The sequence below is a fragment of the Sabulicella rubraurantiaca genome (genome assembly GCF_017355885.1).
Taxonomy (GTDB): Bacteria; Pseudomonadota; Alphaproteobacteria; order Acetobacterales; family Acetobacteraceae; genus Roseococcus; species Roseococcus rubraurantiacus.
In genome coordinates this window covers 297956-316957 of the sequence record NZ_JAFEUU010000003.1, presented here as the reverse complement: position 1 = coordinate 316957, position 19002 = coordinate 297956, and the positions used below count along the sequence as shown (strand labels likewise).

Sequence of the window (19002 nt, the reverse complement as noted above, 5' to 3'; positions counted from 1 at the left end):
TTCGAGCCAGGTCCTACCGCGTCGAGGACCGACCCGCCTGCACCCCGCGTGAGTAGGCGCGCTGCTCCGACTGCTTGTGCTGGTCGTAAATATACCCGCCGACCGCGCCGACGCCCGCACCGATAAGCGCGCCGACGCCGGCGTCGCCCGCCATGGCGCCGATGATCGCACCGCCGGCTGCGCCGCCGAGGCCGCCGGTCATGGTCCGCTGGGCGGTGGGGCTGAGATCCGCACAACCCGTCAGCCCGACCAAGGCGAGCGCGGCAGCGGCGGAGGTGAAGGTCTTGCGCATGGGGATGCTCCCTGGCTCAGCGGCGGACACGGGACGAGGACACCGGGCAGGGCCAGGTCGCGCTGGCGAAGCGCACCAGACCGTCCACGGCCCGCGTTCCGGCGTGCTCCGGGTGCGATCGCGCCCAGTTCACGAAGGAGGCGCGGATCTGGTCGAGCGTGATGTTCGGGTCCGGCACGCAATAGAGCCTACCGCGCGTCGGATCGGCTTCCGCCACGGAGTTGTGGTACTGCGCGGTCGCCACGATGAAGCCCTGGCACCAGGCCCGCGCGGCGGTTCCGGCCAGGTCGGTATCGCTCGCGGAGCAGAGGGCGGCCAGATCGCTGGTCCTTCCGCCGCGGAAGGTCTGCTCGGAAAGCTGCGCCGAAGCGGGTGTGGTGACGGCGGCTGCGACCGCGAGGACAAGCATCCCGGCGGCCAGTCGCGGCGTTTCTGATCTAAGCATATGGCCACGATTCCCTTTTGTGCTCTCGCCCCTAAGACGAGGTGATCCCCGCTGCACGCCTGGGCTGGTCTGGCACGACCCGCCGGCCCAGGCACGCCGCGCATGTCGGAGGCTACGCGGCCGCTGCGTTCGTGAGATAGGCAGAACCATGTCAATATCCGCTTGTGTCGCAGCCACACCGAGGCGAGACGCCGCAGCCCGGGTCGCCGGCCCATGGAGGCTGGAGCTGGGCAGGCTTTGCATGCCCCAGACTGCGATACGCGATCGCGGATGCGGGCACTTCTCACCCGACGTCCGACATTGAGGCGTGGCCGTATGACACGTTAGCATCAGGTGATGAATTTCGTGGGAACTCAGGTGGTCCGGCTCTCCGATGTGGATGAGCTGCACGGCCGGCTGACTGTCGGGTCCCGGGTGGCCTGCCCACTCCGGCCCGGCCCCTTCTCCATGGAGACGACGGATCTGGGGCTCGGCGATGTCACCATCCGGATCGGGCAGAGCACGCCGGTGCTCGTGCAGGGCGCCTCTCCCGATGGCGTGCTTCTGATGGTGCTGCCGCTGCGCCATGACGGCGCCTTCCTGTTCAACGGTGCCCCGGCGCGGCCGCACTCCGTTGCGACATATGTCGACGGCGCGGGCTTCGACAGCGCCAGCCACGCCGATTTCGCCTGGGCGATGGTGGCGCTGCGGACGCCAACGCTGGACCGCCTCGATCTGGCGCGCAGTTCGCCGGTTCACCGGCCCGGGGCGGCGGCGATGCTGGTCTGCGATCCGGCCGCGTGGTCTGGGGCCGCGAGGCTGATGCGCGACGCCGCCGAGGTCGCCGCCACCGATCCCGAGGTGTTCGAGGTCGAGGAGGCGCGCCGCTCGCTCCGCGCCTCGGTGCTGGAAGCGACTCACGAGTTGCTCGTCGGTCCGCTCGACGGGGAGCCAACGCGGATCTTGTGGTCCTCTGCCGCGCGGCGGCGACTCATCCTGGCCGCCGACGAGATCCTGCGCGCCGCATCGAGCCACGTCTCGACTGCCGTGGATCTCGCCGCCGCGCTCGGCGTTCCCGCGGACCGCCTGCGGCGGGCCATCCGCGAGACCTTCGGCATGGGCACGCAGCGCTATATCCTTCTGCGGCGGCTGACGATGCTGCGCACGGCGATCCGTCGCGCGCTCGAGGAAGGCATCCCGCCCAGATCCATCGCGCTCGCCCATGGGTTCTGGGATCTCGACCGCTTGGCGCGCGACTTCCAGCAGACCTTTGGTGAGCAGCTGGATGATCTCCTTGGAGCGGAGGTGGCCCGGAACGGCGAGGAGCGACGGCGGGCCTAGAGCCCTCGGAGGTCTCCGCATCGGACAGGCTGGGCACGATGCCCTGCGCCTCCCAGGCGCTCCTTTGGGTCGCTCGCCGCGGCGGTGCAAGGACCGTCCAAACGCAGGTTGCGATTTGGTAAAGAAAATTTCTTAAGCATATGGATGATGCAGCTGTAACGTCTATGCTTATGGCTTCGGATGATGATCCGCAGGCGGGCGCCAAGCGCCGGACCGTCGAAGCACGAGTGATGCGCGAACCTGAAGAAGCGGTGCAGGCAGTGCCCGGCACCTCCTACCGGATCGTGCCGCTCGGCTCCGGCCCGTTCGAGGTTGCCACCACCACCTTCCGCCTGGGCGACATGGCGTTGCAGGTCGGGCGGAGCACGCCGTTCCTGGGCTTTGCCACGCCCAATCCCGGTATGGCCGTCCTGCAGATTCCTCTCGCGCATGCGGGCACGCTGCTGCTCAACGGCATGCAGGCCCAGCGGCGCATGTTCGGAATCTATAGCGAAGGGTCCGAGTTGCTCAGGGCGAGCCCGCGGGACTCGCGCTATGCGGCGCTCACCCTGCCTCGGGGAAACGCAGAGGCGCTCCTGACCCCCCTGGGATGGGCAGCGCCGTTCCGGCCCGGATCCCATGCCTATGCCACGGCGACCCAGGAAGCCTGGGACCGGATGGCACGCGTGGTGCAGACGGCCGAGCGGACAGCGACGGAGAGCCCCGACATCTTCGAGAACGAACAGCCCCGCCGCGCGCTGCGCCACGCTGTCCTGGACGCCGGGCGCGAACTGCTCGCCAGCGCCGTCAGCGAGGAGGGGTCGTCCGCCACGGTCCGGATCCCGCGCGCCTCCCGCGGGCGGCATCGGATCGTCGTCGCGGCCGATGCTTATCTGCAGGCGCATCTCGACCACCCGATCTACACGGACGAGCTATGCGACGCGCTTGGCGTCTCCGCCACCGCCCTCTCCGAGGCGTTCCGCGCCGTGTTTCTGGTCAGCCCCCACCGCTTCCTGAAGTACCGGCGCCTGCACATGGTTCGCGCCGTGCTGCGCGACCGGGATGGGCCGGTGCCCTTGGTGAAATCCGTCGCGCTGTCGCACGGCTTCTGGCACCTGGGCCAGTTCTCGCACGACTACCGCGCCGCCTTCGGCGAGACGCCGTCCGAGACCCTGGCGCGCGCACGGGGCCTTGCGGTCCTGGAGGCAGGGTCAGTCAACTGATGCTGTGAGACGCACCGGCGCAACAGCCGGCAGCGCGCGCAAGGGAAGCCGACGCGGCACCCGACATCCCGCTTCACCGAGCGCCAGGACGATCGCATGATAGCGTGGCCGCAACGCGAAGGATCCTCCTCTGAGGACTGATCCTGAGCGGCGGCAAGTTACCGCGATTTCCGATAGCCTCCGCGGTTCGCGTCGGGATCACCTCTGGCTAGGTTGGCCGCGTGCCCACACCGCACTGCTCCGTCCCGGCGCGCGTTGCCGTGACAGTCTTGCGCGCTCTGGGGACACGGCGCGGGACAGTCCCCGCCGAAGATGCGCGAGGGAGGCGAGCGCCGTGAACGCGAAGGAGCTGATGTCCACCGCCCTCGTGGTCGTCCCGCCGGAGATGCCGGTGACCGCAGTCGCCGAACTCCTGGCCGGGCGTGGCATCTCCGCGGCGCCGGTGGTCGGCCCGGACGGCGCGCCGCTGGGCATCGTGACCGAGGGCGACCTGATTCGCCGCCTTGCCGAGGAACCACGGCGCGGACCGGTTACCTGGTTCTTCGACATGTTCCGCGACAAGGAGCCTGCGGCTCAGCGCTTCGCCAAGGCGCGCGGCAGGACGGCGCGCGACGTGATGTCGAAGGATCTCGTCACGGTGACCGGCGACGCGCCGGCCGACCGGATCGCGCGGCTAATGGAGCAGCGCAATATTCGCCGCGTCCTTGTCGTGGAGGGCGGAAAGCTGGCGGGGCTGGTGTCCCGCGCCGATTTGCTGCGGGCCTTGTTGCACCAGGTGGAGACGGAGAACCGGACTGAATCCGCCACCGCAGCCGGGCGGGCTGGCAACGACGCGGGGCTGCTGCGCGCCGTCACGGACGCGCTGCACGATCAACCTTGGACCGATACCTTCTGGGTCTATCCGCACGTCGCCAACGGCGTGGTGACGCTGCACGGCTTTGCCCGCAGCGACGCGGCCCGGGGGGCCTTGCGCGTGCTGGCCGAGGGCGTGCCGGGTGTCGCCTCCGTCGTGGACAAGCTGGCGCCGATGCCCCTGCTGCTGCGCATCACGCGCTGAGGCACGGCCCGCCGGCCCTGGATTGAGCCGCCCCTGCCCGTCACGCAGTGCGCGGGCCGCGGCGTGGCGGCACGGGGCTTCACCGCTGCCTACAACGCCGACCGGAACCGTCGGGGCGTGCAGGCACGGGCAGCCTGCGACGGGGAGGCGGTCACCCATGACGCTGCACGATGTTGCGCAGGTCCGACGTGCCTTCCTCCGCGCCCTCGTCCAGGAGCTGGGCGTCCTCTGGCCGATCCTGTCCGCGCTCCTGGCGGTCATCGCGGGTCTGGGTGCGACCGTAGGCGCGATCGAGGGATGGGGCTTCGGCCAGGGGCTCTACTTCGCCGCGGTGACCAGCCTGACGATCGGCTACGGGGACCTCACCCCGAGCCTACCGCTGACGAAGCTCCTCGCCGCGGCGATCGGGTTGCTGGGCATCGCGGCGGCTGGGCTCGTCGCCGCCCTGGCCGTGAGAGCCTATGAGGCGACGGCGGGCGGCAAGCGCGTAACGCACGGGACGGAGGGTGACGGCGCCACGGCGCGCAGCCGAGCCGATGGAAGCGAGGCGTAGCCGCGCCACGCTTGGCGGAAAGCGCATGATTCGGGCGGAAAATCCCGATACGATTTCCAGCTCGGAGACTGCGGCCAAAGGGCAGATCCGCGGGTCCGAGGCGGCTCAGCGTCGAGCGGCGCCCGGAATGGCGGTTGGACGGAACAGCCCCTACCCGGATGCCTCCGGCGCGTCATGTGTGGACGAGGAGGCGATGTGACCGCGGAAGGCCGTTTGCGCCATACCGGCGCAGCTGCGACGAAGGAAGCCGTGGCGCCGCCCCCGAGGGCAAGCATCGCGCCAGTGGCCGCCATCGCACTCACCCTCCTCTCGGCTGCCTGCAGCTGGCCGGACTACACACCTGTCCGGGATTGGGCCGGGACCGCAAGCACGACCGTGGACTATCCGGTCGTCGCCGTCGTCTGCGCGCCGGCCGAGGTGAGCTGGGCGCCTGAGGATCCGCGGCGCCTCGGCCTTCGCGCCATGCAGGAGGCGCTCACGACCTACCTCCGGGCGCTCACCATCCTCGCGGATGACGGCGCCCTGCCCTATCGCGAGAACCCTTTCGCCTATCACCTGGTGCCGCGGGCGGCCACCGTGAGCGAAGCGGGGAGCCACGCCGTCGCGGCGCTCGGCGCCCTTCTGCGGGAAGCGACCATCAGGAACGCGCAGGCACCGCAGCTCGCTGACATGATCAAGGCGGCCGACAGCGATGTTCAAACCCTCGTTGCAGCGCTCGCCGCGGTGCTGCCGCCTGACGAGGCCGACGCTCCGCACCGGACCGCGACTGCCGAGGCCTATGCCGCGTTGGTGCGGGCGACGCACGATCCGGCGGCCCAGCAGGCGGTGCGCGACGTCGCCGCCCTGCGCGACCGCGAGTTCGCCGCACGGGAAGCCTCGCGCGCACTCTACGCCCGCGCGCTCCTCCAGGTCGGAGAGGGTCATGCGCTGCTGAACGAACGCGCCTCGCGCCTGCCGCAGGAGGAGACGGCGCGGCAGGTCCGGGCCACGCGAGATCAGCTCATGCGCCTCGCCGCCTTTCTGCCGAGAACTCCCGGCGGGCTGCCGGATGCTGCGCCCTGCCCGCCTCCGCCGCCCGCGCCGCCACCATCCACCGAGCCGGCATCGCGGCAGCGCCGCCCGCACGCGCGATGATGCCGCCATTGCCTCGTCGGTGGGCCATCGCGGGACCGGCCATGGTGCTGGCGTGGCTCGCCTGGGCTCCTCCCGCAGCGGGGCAGGCGGGCGACGGCACTGCCCGCGACCAGGTCCGCGAGGCCATCGCCAGCCTTCGGCCAAGGCCGGGCGGCGTGCTCGCGCTCATGGGCTACAACGTCACGCCCGACGGATCCTCCAATGCCATCACCGTGAACCGCGCCTCGTCCAACCCAGGCGGCCGGGAAGCCGCGCCAGCCCTGACCCTCGGCCAGTTCGGCTTCGGCTTCACGGTGAGCAACTCGTTCCCGCTCTTCCTCGAGAGCTATGTCGGCTATGCCCGCTACGACCCGCGCACGCTGCTCACCGGCGCGGGCGCGCGACAGCTTCCGCTGCGGTGGAACAACGCTGCCGCGACGCTCGGGGTGGGGTGGGACATTCGCCTGACCGATCACCTGGTCCTCCGGCCCATCCTGAACGGCTCGCTCGGCTACGCGGCCAGCGACTCCTCCCTGTTCGCAGCCTTCGTGGACAACCGCAGCGACGTCGAGTTCTCCCGGCTCCGCTCCGTGCACGCCAATGTCGGCGGCTATGGCGGGTCCCTGATGCTCGCCTACTACGATCACCGCCCGGCGCGGGACATCGACGTCGAGCTCCGCTACACGCAGATCAGGCTGGAGACCTTCGGCGACACGCTGGCGGCCGCGCGCGGCAACACCACTGCGAGGACGCTGGGCCTGTGGGCCCGGTACCGCTGGCCCACCGGGTGGGAGGCCTTCGGCCGGCCGGTGCGCTGGGTGCTGGACGGTTCGGCGACGACCTATCTGGGCGACCAGCGCCAAGCGCTCGGCTTTGGATGGGCGGTGAAGCTCGGCGGCGGCATCGAGTTCGATGTCGGCCGCCACGAGGTCGGTCTGGCGGGCATCAATCTGTCGCGCGTCCGCCTCGTCGCGCGGTACCTCTTCGCCGACAAGGGTGTGACTGGCGTGTCCTTCGGCCTGGGCATCAGTTTCTGAAGAATCGCGGCGCCGCGGTCAGCGCGCCTGTCCCGCCGCGTCTCCCATTGCGAAGCCTTCCAGCGTGTCGCCGCGGTCTCCGCCGCCAGCCAGGACCGCGATGCCGTCGCGCCTGAGCACCTCGCGCACGCGGCCATGCGCGCCGACCAGCCGCAGCGCGATGCCGCGTGCAGCGAGCGCCGCGTGCAGCCGCCGCAGCGCCTGCGCCCCCGAGAAATCCATGTTCGGCGTGGCGGAGAGGTCGCACACGACGGTGCGGAGCGCCCCCGCCGGCGCGGCATCGACCGCAGCCATGACGGCCTCCTCGACATGCTCCGCGCCGAGGTAGATGAGCGCCCCCTCCGGCCGGACGGCCAGCACACCGGGGATCGGCTCGTTCTCGGGGTGCAGTCCACGGTCGCCGAATTGCCTCGTGCCGGGGATGCGCCCGAGCACGGCGACGTGCGGCCGCGTCCCGCGGGCGAGGACCATGAGGACCGAGGCCAGCGCCGCCAGCAGCACACCCTGCAGGATGCCGAGCAGCAGCACGCCGGCCAGCGCGCAGGAAGCTGCGGCGAAGTCGAGGCGACTGACCCGCCACAGTCGCGCCATCGCGCCCACGTCGATGAGGCCCGCGACCGCGGTCAGCACGATGGCCGCGAGCACCGCCTTCGGCAGGTAGGCCAGCGGCCCCGTCAGGAAGATGAGGCAGAGGGCGAGGGTAGCCGAGGCGAAAACCAGCGAGAGGGGCGACCGCGCGCCCGCCTTCTCGTTCACCGCGGATTGCGACAGCCCGCCAGCCACCGGGTAGCTGTGCCCCAGCCCGGCGAGCAGGTTCGCCGCGCCGAGGCCGAGGAACTCGCGGCGCGCATTGATGGCGTAGCCATGCTTCTCGGCGAAGCTGCGCGCCGCCGAGACGCCCTCGATATAGGCCAGCAGCACGCAGCCGGCCGCGAGGGGGAAGAGGTCGGGCACGTCGCGCAGGCGGAGCTGGGGCAGGCCGATCTCGGGCAAACCCGGCGGGATGGCGCCGGTCACCGCGATGTGGCCGGCCAGGCCCAGCGCAGGCACCGCGGCGATCGCCAGCACGACCACGGCGAGCGCGACCGGCTTGCCGGGCAGCAGGTGCCCCCCCGCGACGAGCGCAATCAGCGCCGCCAGGCCGAGGGCGAGGGCGTAGGGATTCACCTCGCCGAGCTGGCCGAGCAGGAGCCACGCCCGCTCGATGAAGTCCCGCCCGCCGCCCGGGACGCCGAACAGGGCAGGGAGCTGCGTCATGGAGATCGTCAGCCCCGCGCCGAAGCGGAACCCGACCAGCACGCTGTTGCTGATCAGCTTGACCAGGGCGCTGAGCCGGGCGCCCCATGCGACGAGGCAGATCACCGCGACGGCGAAGGCCGTGAGCGTCGCCACGGCGGCGTGCATGGCGGGATCGCCGCCGGCGATCGCTGCGGCCCCTGCGCCCACCATCAGGGAGATCGCCGAGGTCGGCCCGATGGCCAGGTGGCGCGAGGAGCCGAACAGGGCATAGCCGAGGCCCCCGAGCAGGTAACCGTAGATGCCGAGCTGCGGCGGCAGGCCGGCGAGCGCGGCGTAGGCCAGTGCGACAGGGATCGCGTAGGCGGCCAGCGTGACTCCGGCGACGGCGTCCTGCGGCAGCCAGGCCGGCGCGTAGCCCGGCAGCCAGGAGAGAACCGGCAGACCGAGGCGCCGCGTGGCCCGTTCCGCGCGCCCCGCCGCCACCTCCGCCGGTGCGTCCGCGGGCATGGCCTCAGCTCTCGAAGGTTGCTGGCAGCTGGCCCCGCCAGGCCTGCAGCAAGGTGAACGCGACCGCGAGGAGCGCCGGCCCGACGAAGAGTCCGAGGAAGCCGAGGGAGACGAACCCGCCGAACACGCCAAGGATGACCAGCGTCATCGGCATCGTCAGGCCGCGGCTGATCAGCCAGGGCCGCAGCACGTTGTCGCTCATCGTGACAAGGAGGAATCCCCAAACGAGCATGAACACGCCCCAGCCCGATTCGTCGCGCTGGAAGAGCCACCACCCGGCGCCGCCCCACACCAGGGGAAGCAGGATCGCGCCGACCTGGCTGATCGCCAGAAGCAGCACGAGGAAGCCGAGGAGGACGGCGCCCGGCACGCCGGCGATCCACGCACCTGTCGCCATCAGCAGCCCCTGGATCAGCGCGGTGCCGACGACGCCATAGGCGACGCCGCGCAGCGCGCCGCTGGCGGTTTCCAGCGCCCCGACCGCTGCATCGCCGCCGAGGCGGAGCGCGACGTCCCGGAGGGCCTCCTGCACGGCGTCGCCCCTCGCCCACAGCATGCCGGCGACGATGATGCTGAGCAGGAACTCCAGCGCGCTTTCCGCGAGGGCGGATGCGGCCGCCACCACGCCGCGCCGCAGCGTCTCCGCGTAGGGGGCGAGCAGCGTGTACAGGTCGCCCTCGGCCGCCGCCACGGCCGCCCAGACTCCGGTCGCCCTGGCCCCGACGACCGGAAGACCGGATAGCCACCCGGGCGGCGAGTCGGGCAGGGCGTTGAACGCTGCCGCGACATTCGCATTCAGCCCTGACACCTGCGCGGTCAGGCGCGGTGCGGCGACGAGGGCGGGAAGGCCGACGACCAGCAGGGCCGCGAGGCACATCAACGTGGCGGCGAGCCCGCGCGACACGCCGCGCCGCACCATGGCCGTCCGCAGTGGCCACGTGGCGATCGCCAGGACCGTCGCGAAGAGGATGGCTGTGCCGAAGGGCCACAGGACTGCCAGGACGCCGAGCAGCAGGCCGCCGATGAGGAGCAGGACGAAGGCGCGCTCGATGAGCGTCACCGTTCCGTTCGCGCCGGCAACGGCCACGCGGTCCGGACCTGCCGCTTCGCGCCGGGCCTCGTTCACCGGCGGGGCGCTCACCCCGGCGCTCCCTCGGGAGCCGGCGCGATCGGCATCTCGGGCACCGTGCCCCGAATCAGCATCTGCGCGCCCGTCGCCGCGACAATCTGGTCCACGGTCACGCCTGGCGCGCGCTCGCGCAGCAGCAGCCCCTCGTCCGTCGGCTCGATCACCGCCAGATCGGTGACCACCAGCGTGATGCGCCGTGCAGCGGTCGGCGGCAGGGTCAGCTCCGGGACGATCTTCGGCTCGCCCTTCGCGGCGTGCTGCATGGCGACCACCACCCGGCGCGCACCGACGACGAGGTCCATCGCCCCGCCCATGCCGGCCACCATCCTTCCCGGCACCATCCAGTTCGCCAGTCGTCCCGCTGCATCTACCTGAAGGCCGCCGAGCACCGTCATGTCCAGGTGGCCGCCACGGATCAGCGCGAAGGAGGTCGCGCTGTCGAAGCTCCACGCGCCCGGCAGGGCGGAGATGGGACTGCCGCCGGCATCGGTCAGGTCTGGGTTCTCCATCCCCTCCGGCGGCCGGGTGTCGAAGCCCAGTATGCCGTTCTCGCTCTGGAAGGCCACGCGGATGCCCGGCGGCACGTACCGCGCAACCAGGGTCGGCAGGCCGATGCCGAGATTGACCAGGGTGCGGTTGTGCAGCTCAAGGGCGACGCGCCGTGCGATCAATTCCTTCGCGTCCATGCTCATCGCCCCCGTGCCACGAGGTAATCCACGAGAATGCCGGAGGTGCGGACCGCGTCGGGCGGAATCACGCCGATCGGCACGACCTCGTCGGCCTCGGCGATCACGCAGTCGGCGGCGAGCGCCATGACCGGATTGAAGTTCGTCGCCGTCAGCCGGTAGGCGAGGTTGAAGAAGTGGTCCGCCTCGTGCGCGTGCAGCAGCGCCACGTCGGCGCGCAGCGGCGGCTCCAGCAGAAACTCGCGTCCGTCGAGTTCGATCACGCGCTTGCCGTCCGCTGCGGCGGTGCCGACACCGGTCGGCGTCAGCACGCCGCCCAGCCCGGCGCCGCCCGCCCGGATGCGCTCTGCCAGCGTGCCCTGAGGCACCAGGTCCACCTGAATCTCGCCAGCCAGCATCTTCCGCTGGGTCACCGGGTTCGTGCCGATGTGCGAGGCGACGACGCGCGCGACACATCCGGCGTCGATCAGCTTGCCTATCCCGAGCCCGGGCCGCGCCGTGTCGTTTCCGATGACCGTGAGGCCGCGCGCGCCGCGGGCGACGAGCGCCTCGACCAGCCTCTCCGGCGTGCCCACGCCCAGAAAGCCGGCGACCATCACGCTGGCGCCGTCGGGCACCAGCTTGGCTGCTTCCTCGGCGTTGATGGCGATCCGCATCGCAGTCTCCTGCGCGTGCCTGCGCCGACGGTGCAGCCACCGGCGCCGCGCGGGCCGCGTGCGGCTCACGCTAGTCATCATCGCACCTGCCGTCGCCGCCGAACGCTATCGGAATTCCTGGCCACCTCGTCGCGGGTGCGACCCGGTCAAACGGGACGTTTTTTGACAGCCTCGCCACTTGCTGCGCCGCGGCAGGGGAACCGATCCTGCGGCCGCTGCCGCAGGCGACGGCTCTGCGCGGTTCGCGGCTGCGACGGCCGGCGCGCCACGACGCAGCCTTGATCGTGCACGGCTGACAGAAAGGCGGAGAGGCGACGGTCGTGAGCATCGGCACCCACCATCTTCAGCTGCACACCGGACCGTCCCGGGACGACGTGCGCATCGGGCTCACGGCCACCGCCGAGCGGGCGCTGCAGGACCGGGCATTCGACGTCGCCGCGGCGATGCTCGGCGTGCCGGGGCGCGACCACGCCGGTGCGCCTGACGCCGCCGAGGCGCTGATGCTGCAGGGCATCGTGCTGGATTTCGTCACGCGGCACCTGCCGGGCCCGGGCTGCCGGCTCCTCTCCGAGGATCTGCGCCTTTCGATGGTCCCCGCACCGGGCGACACGGTCCGGGTGACGGGGACGGTGACATCCCGTCCAGCGGAAGACAGCGCGGTGATCGCCCTGGTCGTCGAGGCGCCGCGCGGCCGCGTGGCCGAAGGCGCCGTGACGGTGCGCCTCCCGGCCGAGCCCGTGACGCTGCCACCGGCCGACCGCCCGGACATCATCCTGCACCATCACCGGCACCTCGAGGCGCTCATGGAACGCGCCGCTGCCGCGCCATCGCTGAGCGTGGCCGTCGCATGGCCCTGCGACCGGGACAGCCTTCTGGGTCCGCTCCAGGCGCTCCGCGGCGGGGCGATCCTGCCGATCCTCGTCGGCCCGCGCGCTGCGATGGAGCACGCCGCTGCCGAGGCCGGCGCCTCGCTGGACGGGTGCGAGGTGGTCGAGGCGGGGACGCCGCACGAGGCCGCCATGGCAGCCGTGCGCCTCTGCCGCGACGGGCGTGCCGCCGCGCTGATGAAGGGCAGCCTGCACACGGATGAGCTGATGGCCGCCGTCGTCTCGCGCGAGGGCGGGCTGAGGGGCACGCGGCGGCTCAGCCACGTGTTCGCCATGGACGTCGCGTCCTACCACAAGCCGCTCTTCATCACCGACGCAGCGATCAACATCGCGCCGGACCTCGCCACGAAGGTGGACATCGTCCAGAACGCGGTGGACACGGTGCGGGCGCTCGGCGAGAAGGCGCCAAAGGTCGCGATCTTGTCCGCGGTCGAGACGGTGAACCCGAAGATCCCCGGCACGCTGGAGGCCGCGGCGCTCTGCAAGATGGCGGACCGTGGGCAGATCACCGGGGCGATCCTCGACGGCCCGCTCGCCTTCGACAACGCCATCAGCCGCGCGGCGGCGGCGGTGAAGAAGATCACCTCGCCCGTCGCGGGCGACGCCGACATCCTGGTCGCGCCGGACCTCGAGGCCGGCAACATGATCGCCAAGCAGCTCAGCTACCTCGCGGGCGCGGACAGCGCGGGCCTCGTGCTGGGCGCGCGCGTGCCGGTCATCCTGACCAGCCGCGCCGACAGCGTCACCTCGCGCCTCGCCTCGATCGCCCTCGCGCGCATGCTGGCGGCCGCAGCGGAGAGGGGCGGAGGCCACGCATGAGCGACCCCGGCACTGTCGTCGGCGTGGTCAATGCCGGCTCCTCCTCGCTGAAATTCTCGGTCTTCGAGGATGGGCGGAGCCTGCTCGACGGGCAGGTGGACGGCATCGGCGCGCGACCCGGCTTCCGGGCGAAGGACTCCTCCGGTGCCGCGCTGACGGGGCCGCCGCTGGAAGGTGCCGGGCCAGCGAACCCCGCCGATGCCCTGACCTGGATCTTGCCATGGCTGCGCAGCCAGCTCGGTAGGCGACGGCTCGCCGCGCTCGGTCACCGCGTCGTCCATGGCGGGGCCGCGCATGACCGCCCGGCGCGCGTGACGCTTGCGCTGCTGGACGAGTTGGAATGCCTCTGCCCGCTCGCACCGCTGCACCAGCCCTTCAACCTCGCGCCGATCCGCGCCGCCCTGGAGGTGGTTCCGGACCTGCCGCAGGTGGCCTGCTTCGACACCGCCTTCCACCGCACCATGCCGGAGGTGTCGCAGGCCTTCGCCATCCCCTTCGCCTATGCCGAGAAGGGCGTGCGCCGCTACGGCTTCCACGGCCTGTCCTACGAGCACATCGCCTCCGTCCTCCCGAAAGTGGCGCCGGCCCTCGCCGATGGGCGTGTCGTCGTCGCGCATCTCGGCAACGGCGCCTCGCTCTGCGCCATGCAAGCGGGACGCAGCGTGGCGACCACGATGGGCTTCTCCGCGCTCGACGGGCTGCCGATGGGCACACGGTGCGGCGAGCTGGATCCCGCCGTCGTCCTGCACTTCCTGCGCGAGGAGGGCATGAGCGTCGAGGAGGTCGAAGCTCTCCTCTACCGCCGCTCCGGCATGCTCGGCCTTTCCGGCGTGTCTTCCGACTTCCGCGACCTGCTGGCGAGCCAGGAGCCGCGCGCGCGCTTCGCGCTGGAAGTGTTCGTCCATCGCGTCGCGCGCAGCGTCGGCTCGCTTGCGGCAGCGCTTGGCGGACTGGACGGGATCGTCTTCACCGCCGGCGTCGGCGAGAACGCGGCGCCCATCCGGGCCTCGATCTGCGAGGCCTGCGCTTGGCTCGGCGTCGAGCTCGACCCCGCGGCCAATGCGGCGCGCGCCCCGCGCATCACCACGACGTCCAGCCGCGTCGCGGCGCATGTCATCCCAACCAACGAGAACCTGATGATCGCGCGGCACACAATCGCCGCGCTTGCGACCGAGGGAGCGCTGCCGTGACCCATCACGCCCATGACACCACGCGCATGCCGCCCGTGCTGACCGGGAAGAAGGCGCTGGTGGTAGGCGTCGCCAATGACCGTTCCATCGCCTGGGGCTGCGCGCAGGCGATGCGCCGCGCTGGCGCCGACATCGCCATGACCTATCTGAACGAGCGGGCAAAGCCACATGTCGAGCCGCTGGCGCATGCCTTGGAGGCGCCCCTCTTCCTTCCGCTGGAGGTGCGCGACGAGGCACAGGTGGATGCTCTGTTCGAAGCCCTCGCGAAGAGCTGGGGGCAACTCGACGTGCTGGTCCACTCCATCGCCTTCGCGCCCAAGGAGGCGTTGCAGGGCCGCGTCGTGGACTGCCCGCGTGATGGCTTCCTCACGGCCATGGATGTCTCCTGCTGGTCCTTCCTCGACCTCGCCCGCCGGGCAGAGCCGCTCATGAAGGAGGGTGGGACCATGATGACCATGTCCTACCTCGGAGCGTCCGAAGTGGTGGACAATTACGGGATCATGGGCCCGGTGAAGGCGGCGCTCGAATCCTGCGTGCGCTACGTGGCGACTGAGCTGGGGCCGAAGCGCATCCGCGTGCACGCGGTCAGCCCCGGCCCGCTGGCCACGCGGGCGGCTTCCGGCATCCGCGACTTCGACGAGCTGATGGAAAAGGTCTTGAGCCGCGCGCCGGCGCGGCGGCTGGTGACGGTCGAGGAGGTCGGCGCGGCCTGCGTCTTCCTCGCCAGCGACTACGGCGCGGCGATGACAGGCGAGACGCTCTTCATAGACGGCGGCTACCACATCCTCGGTTAGCCGGCGTCGGGTGGGATGGGAGGACTGAGCATGAGCTTCACCGGCAGCACGCTGAGCGCCGACGCGGTGCGCGGCTACCTCCGGTCCAAGAAGGACGCGGATGCGGCCAAGCAGCGCAGCTTCGAGACGCAGCAGAAGGAGGAACTCGACAAGCTTCACCAGGCCTTCCTGGAGCGTGAGGTGCAGCCGGACGCGCTGGACCGGGTCGCCGCGCTGGTGCGCAAGACCGTGGACATGGGGGAGAAGCAGGCCCTGGTGCTGCGCTTCCCGTCCTCCTGGTTGCCGGACCAGGGACGCGCCATCACCAACCGCGACAGGAACTGGTCGGCGTCGCTCGATGGCTTCGCCAAGCGCGCTCACGACTTTTTCAAGCGCGAGCTGGAGCCACGCGGCTTCCAGATCCGTGCCGAAATCGTGGACTGGCCAGGCGGCATGCCAGGCGATGTCGGCTTCTTCCTGACCTGGAAGAGCCCCGAGGAGATCTGACCCATGGCAGGCGTGCCGGTGTTTGCCGAACTGTTCGACTACGCGGTGGATGCCGCGCAGCGCAGTGTGCTCTTCTGGGACACGCTGAGGCAGCGCGGAAACGATTACCTGGGCCACGTGGCCGCGGGCCAGCCGCCGCTGCTGACTTTCGCGCATGAGCTGCTGCTGGACGGGCGGTCGCTGGAGCGCCCCTGCAATTACGCCTTGCTGCGCATCCTTCCAGGCCAGAACGACCTGCCCACCGATCCTGCGCTGCGCCCCTTCGTGGTGGTGGACCCGCGCGCGGGGCACGGACCCGGGATCGGTGGCTTCAAGGAGGATAGCGAGATCGGGAATGCCCTGAAGCTGGGCCACCCGGTCTATTTCGTGACCTTCTTTCCCGATCCGGTCCCCGGCCAGCGTCTCGTGGATGTCATGCTTGCGGAGGCACGCTTCCTGGAGCTGGTCCGCGAACGTCATCCCGAAGCGCCTGGCGGCCCCTGCGTGATCGGCAACTGCCAGGCCGGCTGGGCCATCATGGGCCTCGCCGCCGTGCGGCCGGACCTGCCAGGGCCGATCCTCGTTGCCGGCTCGCCGCTCTCCTACTGGGCGGGCGCGCCGGGGCTGAACCCGATGCGCTACGCCGGCGGCCTGATGGGCGGGAGCTGGCTCGCCCACCTTTCGAGCGATCTCGGCAATGGGCGTTTCGACGGCGCGAACTTGGTGCTGAACTTCGAGTCGCTGAACCCGGCCAATGTCTGGTGGCAGAAATACTACAACCTGCTGGACAAGGCGGACACCGAGCCGCCGCGCTTCCTGGAGTTCGAGCGCTGGTGGGGCGGATTCTTCCTGATGAACCGGGAGGAGATCACCGCGATCGTGGACCAGCTCTTCGTCGGCAACAAGCTCGCGCGCGGCGAGGTGGTGTCGCACGATGGGGCACTCCGGGTGGACCTCCGCAACATCCGTTCGCCAATTTGCGTCCTCTGCTCATGGGGCGACGACATCACCCCGCCGCAGCAGGCGCTGAACTGGATCCTTGACCTCTACGCCTCCGATGACGACCTGCTCGCGCAGGGGCAAACCATCGTCTACTGCGTCCACCCGAAGGTCGGACACCTGGGCATCTTCGTCTCCGGTGCCGTGGCGCGGAAGGAGCATGCCGGCTTCGTCGAACTGCTCGACCTGATCGAGGCGCTGCCGCCTGGCCTGTTCGAGATGCTGATCGAGGACAAGCGGCCAGAGATGCGCGCGGCGGAGCTGGTGCCCGACCGCTACGTCACCCGCTTCGAACGGCGAGGCCTCGCCGATATCGCGGCGCTCTGCGGCGACCGTGCCGGCGAGCGTCCCTTCGAGGTCGTGAACCGCGTCTCCGACGTGAATACCGGACTGTACCAACAGCTCCTCGCGCCAGCCGTGCGGGCGATGGCGAGCGAGCCGGTGGCGGAGGCGATGCGGCGGTTCCACCCGCTGCGGCTGCAGCGCTGGGCGATTTCCGACATGAACCCGCTGATGTGGCCCCTGGCCGCGGCGGCCGACGCCGTCCGGGCCGCGCGCAGGCCCTGCGCGCCGGGCAACACCTTCCGCGAGATGGAACGCGACGCCGCCAAGGCGGTCGAGCGCGGGATCGAGGCCGCGTCGGAGGCGCGGCACAAGGCGAGCGAGCAGATCTTCAAGGCGATCTACGACACGCCGGTGGCACGGGCCGCCGCCGGGCTTGCCGACGCGGCACCGTCGGCACCGCTCGGCGCCGACCCGGTGCGGCGTGCTTTGGCGCGGCGTGAGGCCGAGGATTTGCGGGTACAGGCGGGCGCCGGGACGCTGCGTGACGGGGTGGTGCGCATCCTGCTGCTGCTGATGAACGAGCAGGGCGCCGTGGACGAGCGAACCTACCGGGCGCTGCGCGCCGTGCGCGATGAGCTGCCGGCGCGGCACCGCCCGACACCGCCGGAGCTGCGCGAGATCGCCCGCCGCCAGGCGCTGCTGCTGCGGGTGGACCGGGAGGCCGCGATACACGGCCTCGCGACGATCTTCGCCGACCCGAAGGATCGGGACATGGCGGTCGCCGCGCTGCGGAAGGCAGCCGGGGTGGCGGGTTTCAGTGTCGAAGAGGTGCGCGAAGGGCCTGTCGCGGCCCTGCTGCGCCAGGGCAAGCAGCCCGAGGCCATCGCCTGACCATGCGGAAGCCTCATGCTCGCCGCGGGGTTGGTTCAAAGGAGATCGGGGTCGTGATGAGCATATCCACGCCGGATCACGCCTCATACACGCCGCGCCGCCGTGCCCTCCACTTGACAGCCCTGGTCTCTCTCGCGCTCGGCATCCTGGCAGGATGCTCCGGCCTCACCTTCGTGCGTGGCGGGACGAGCCGGGGAACCGACCGGGTAGAGGGCTCGATGCGGGACGGACGCTCCTCATCGGACCAACTCTACGACAGCTATGGGCGTCTGACGCGGGAGCGTTCCGGCAACTGACCGTGCAAAGGCATTAGCGCTGGGCAGGTGGCCTGAAGCTCTCCAGCGTCCAGAGCAGCGGGCCGGGTCGGTGCGGATCTGCCCCAGCCGCGGCGCGCCGAGGTCGATGATGATGACCAGGACCGCAGTCCACATTCCCAGCATGACGAGGGAGATGATCCTGAGCGGCCTGCCCCGCAGTCCGAACTGGTAGCCGAGGCCGCCCATGCTCGCCATGGCCATGGCGAGGAGGAGGAAGACGAGCTGTGCAGCGGGACCGGAGGCGAAGGCGTGCCGCTGTGCGGTGGCCAAATCAAAGGTCTCGTTGAGGGAGACCAACAGTGACGTGACGACCGGATCGGCCCGCGTGCTCGTGAGCTCCGTCACCTGCCGCCAGATCTGGGCCTGAAGCTCGTCGGTGCGTGCGTTCAGCTGGGCCACTGCGCCCTCGTCGCGCGGCGCCTCGACGAACTCCAAGCGCAGCTGGATGTATGTCTCGAGCAGGCGCGCGATCTCCGCCCCCTGCGTGCCGCCCACGGCCCCTGCGCGCAGCCAGGAAGTGCCGATGGACTGCGCCTCCTGCAGCGTAACGTCACGGCGCTCCTGGAACCGCGTGTTCGAGTACGCCAAGGTCAGGCCAAGCACGAAGGCGAGCAGCCCGAGCATGCTGGTCACCACGACGCCTACGCCCTCGACTGGCGCATCTGCCTTCGCGCTTCGCCGCCCCAGCGCGTAGCCGAGCTCCCGCGCCCCGATCTGAAGCAGGAACAGGACGGCGGCGAAGGCGAGGAGGCTATGCCGGGCAAGTTCAGCGAGCAGCGACACGAGCCATACTCCGTCCGGAGATTGTGTGGCGGCGTGCCGTTCGCCGCGATCCAGAGTGCGCACGGTAGCGATTTGGATCGTACCCGTTGCGGCCGGATCGCTATCAGTTTCCCTGCTCTTGCAAAGCAGGCTCCGTTCGGGGGGGGCCGTTCGGATACAGCGAGGAATTCGATAGCGCGAGCGGCTGCCTGGCTCGCACAGGCAGCATACCGTCGGGGCGTCGGTAACGCGGCGTGGTGACCCTTGGTGCCGCAGGCACTGTGTGGTCGCCCGTGGCGCAGGTTGCGCGCAGTTCCGCCCAAGGCGCCGAGCCGCGCGGCCGAACATACGCAGGAG

At 70.8% G+C, this 19002-nt stretch carries 18 protein-coding genes; 11 read left to right on the top strand and 7 right to left on the bottom strand.

The features are described 5' to 3' along the window. Positions 1-13: 13 nt before the first annotated feature. Together JTJ31_RS08345 and JTJ31_RS08340 are read right to left on the bottom strand one after the other, a co-directional pair. On the bottom strand, positions 14-292 hold the full coding sequence (locus tag JTJ31_RS08345) for a YMGG-like glycine zipper-containing protein (RefSeq protein WP_207538166.1): 279 nt from the start codon (positions 290-292) through the stop codon (positions 14-16). A 16-nt stretch (positions 293-308) separates the two neighbouring features. After that, positions 309-737, bottom strand: coding sequence for a Rap1a/Tai family immunity protein (locus JTJ31_RS08340; RefSeq protein WP_207538165.1), 429 nt, complete (start codon positions 735-737; stop codon positions 309-311). A gap of 336 nt (positions 738-1073) precedes the next feature. Here JTJ31_RS08340 and JTJ31_RS08335 point away from each other — a divergent pair, with 336 nt between their 5' ends. From JTJ31_RS08335 to JTJ31_RS08310, 6 genes are all read left to right on the top strand, one after another. Then, entirely contained in the window at positions 1074-2057 is a 984-nt protein-coding gene (locus JTJ31_RS08335) for an AraC family transcriptional regulator (RefSeq protein WP_207538164.1), read from the top strand. Between the two features lie 230 nt (positions 2058-2287). Further along, positions 2288-3259: a helix-turn-helix domain-containing protein gene (locus tag JTJ31_RS08330; protein WP_207538163.1), complete on the top strand. Its 972-nt coding sequence runs from the start codon at positions 2288-2290 to the stop codon at positions 3257-3259. Between the two features lie 334 nt (positions 3260-3593). Then, positions 3594-4316: a CBS domain-containing protein gene (locus JTJ31_RS08325; protein WP_207538162.1), complete on the top strand. Its 723-nt coding sequence runs from the start codon at positions 3594-3596 to the stop codon at positions 4314-4316. A gap of 157 nt (positions 4317-4473) precedes the next feature. Continuing rightward, positions 4474-4869, top strand: a complete 396-nt coding sequence (locus JTJ31_RS08320; RefSeq protein WP_207538161.1) for a potassium channel family protein — start codon at positions 4474-4476, stop codon at positions 4867-4869. Positions 4870-5118: 249 nt separating this feature from the next. Next, a complete protein-coding gene (locus tag JTJ31_RS08315; protein WP_207538160.1) occupies positions 5119-6003 on the top strand; it encodes a hypothetical protein in 885 nt (294 codons plus the stop codon). 8 nt (positions 6004-6011) lie between these two features. Next, complete coding sequence (locus JTJ31_RS08310) at positions 6012-7019, top strand: hypothetical protein (protein ID WP_207538159.1); 1008 nt, start codon at positions 6012-6014, stop codon at positions 7017-7019. Between the two features lie 18 nt (positions 7020-7037). On the opposite strand, the gene JTJ31_RS08305 is transcribed toward JTJ31_RS08310, so the two are convergent. The 4 genes from JTJ31_RS08305 to JTJ31_RS08290 are packed head-to-tail and all read right to left on the bottom strand — an operon-like array spanning position 7038 to position 11236. Continuing rightward, a complete protein-coding gene (locus tag JTJ31_RS08305) occupies positions 7038-8765 on the bottom strand; it encodes a SulP family inorganic anion transporter (protein ID WP_207538158.1) in 1728 nt (575 codons plus the stop codon). Positions 8766-8769: 4 nt separating this feature from the next. Continuing rightward, positions 8770-9906 carry an AI-2E family transporter gene (locus JTJ31_RS08300; RefSeq protein ID WP_207538157.1) on the bottom strand — a complete coding sequence of 379 codons (1137 nt, stop codon included), beginning with the start codon at positions 9904-9906 and terminating at the stop codon, positions 8770-8772. Beyond that, positions 9903-10580: a 3-oxoacid CoA-transferase subunit B gene (locus JTJ31_RS08295; protein WP_207538156.1), complete on the bottom strand. Its 678-nt coding sequence runs from the start codon at positions 10578-10580 to the stop codon at positions 9903-9905. The genes JTJ31_RS08300 and JTJ31_RS08295 overlap by 4 nt, the downstream gene beginning before the upstream one ends. Before the next feature lie 2 nt (positions 10581-10582). Next, positions 10583-11236: a 3-oxoacid CoA-transferase subunit A gene (locus JTJ31_RS08290; protein ID WP_207538155.1), complete on the bottom strand. Its 654-nt coding sequence runs from the start codon at positions 11234-11236 to the stop codon at positions 10583-10585. 320 nt (positions 11237-11556) lie between these two features. Here JTJ31_RS08290 and JTJ31_RS08285 point away from each other — a divergent pair, with 320 nt between their 5' ends. From JTJ31_RS08285 to JTJ31_RS08265, 5 genes are read left to right on the top strand one after another with little or no spacing between them, the layout of a single operon-like run. Continuing rightward, the gene (locus JTJ31_RS08285) at positions 11557-12942 is read left to right on the top strand and encodes a bifunctional enoyl-CoA hydratase/phosphate acetyltransferase (RefSeq protein WP_207538154.1); all 1386 of its coding nucleotides are present in this window, start codon (positions 11557-11559) and stop codon (positions 12940-12942) included. Continuing rightward, on the top strand, positions 12939-14132 hold the full coding sequence (locus JTJ31_RS08280) for an acetate/propionate family kinase (RefSeq protein WP_207538153.1): 1194 nt from the start codon (positions 12939-12941) through the stop codon (positions 14130-14132). The genes JTJ31_RS08285 and JTJ31_RS08280 overlap by 4 nt, the downstream gene beginning before the upstream one ends. Continuing rightward, a complete protein-coding gene (gene fabI, locus JTJ31_RS08275; protein WP_457852405.1) occupies positions 14129-14926 on the top strand; it encodes an enoyl-ACP reductase FabI in 798 nt (265 codons plus the stop codon). Before JTJ31_RS08280 ends, fabI begins: the two co-directional genes overlap by 4 nt. Positions 14927-14956: 30 nt before the next feature. Then, a complete protein-coding gene (locus JTJ31_RS08270; RefSeq protein WP_207538152.1) occupies positions 14957-15412 on the top strand; it encodes a hypothetical protein in 456 nt (151 codons plus the stop codon). Between the two features lie 3 nt (positions 15413-15415). Beyond that, positions 15416-17566 (top strand): DUF3141 domain-containing protein, encoded by a 2151-nt coding sequence (locus JTJ31_RS08265; RefSeq protein WP_207538151.1) that lies wholly within the window; start codon positions 15416-15418, stop codon positions 17564-17566. A gap of 236 nt (positions 17567-17802) precedes the next feature. On the opposite strand, the gene JTJ31_RS08260 is transcribed toward JTJ31_RS08265, so the two are convergent. Then, positions 17803-18666, bottom strand: coding sequence for a hypothetical protein (locus JTJ31_RS08260; RefSeq protein ID WP_207538150.1), 864 nt, complete (start codon positions 18664-18666; stop codon positions 17803-17805). Positions 18667-19002: the final 336 nt, after the last annotated feature.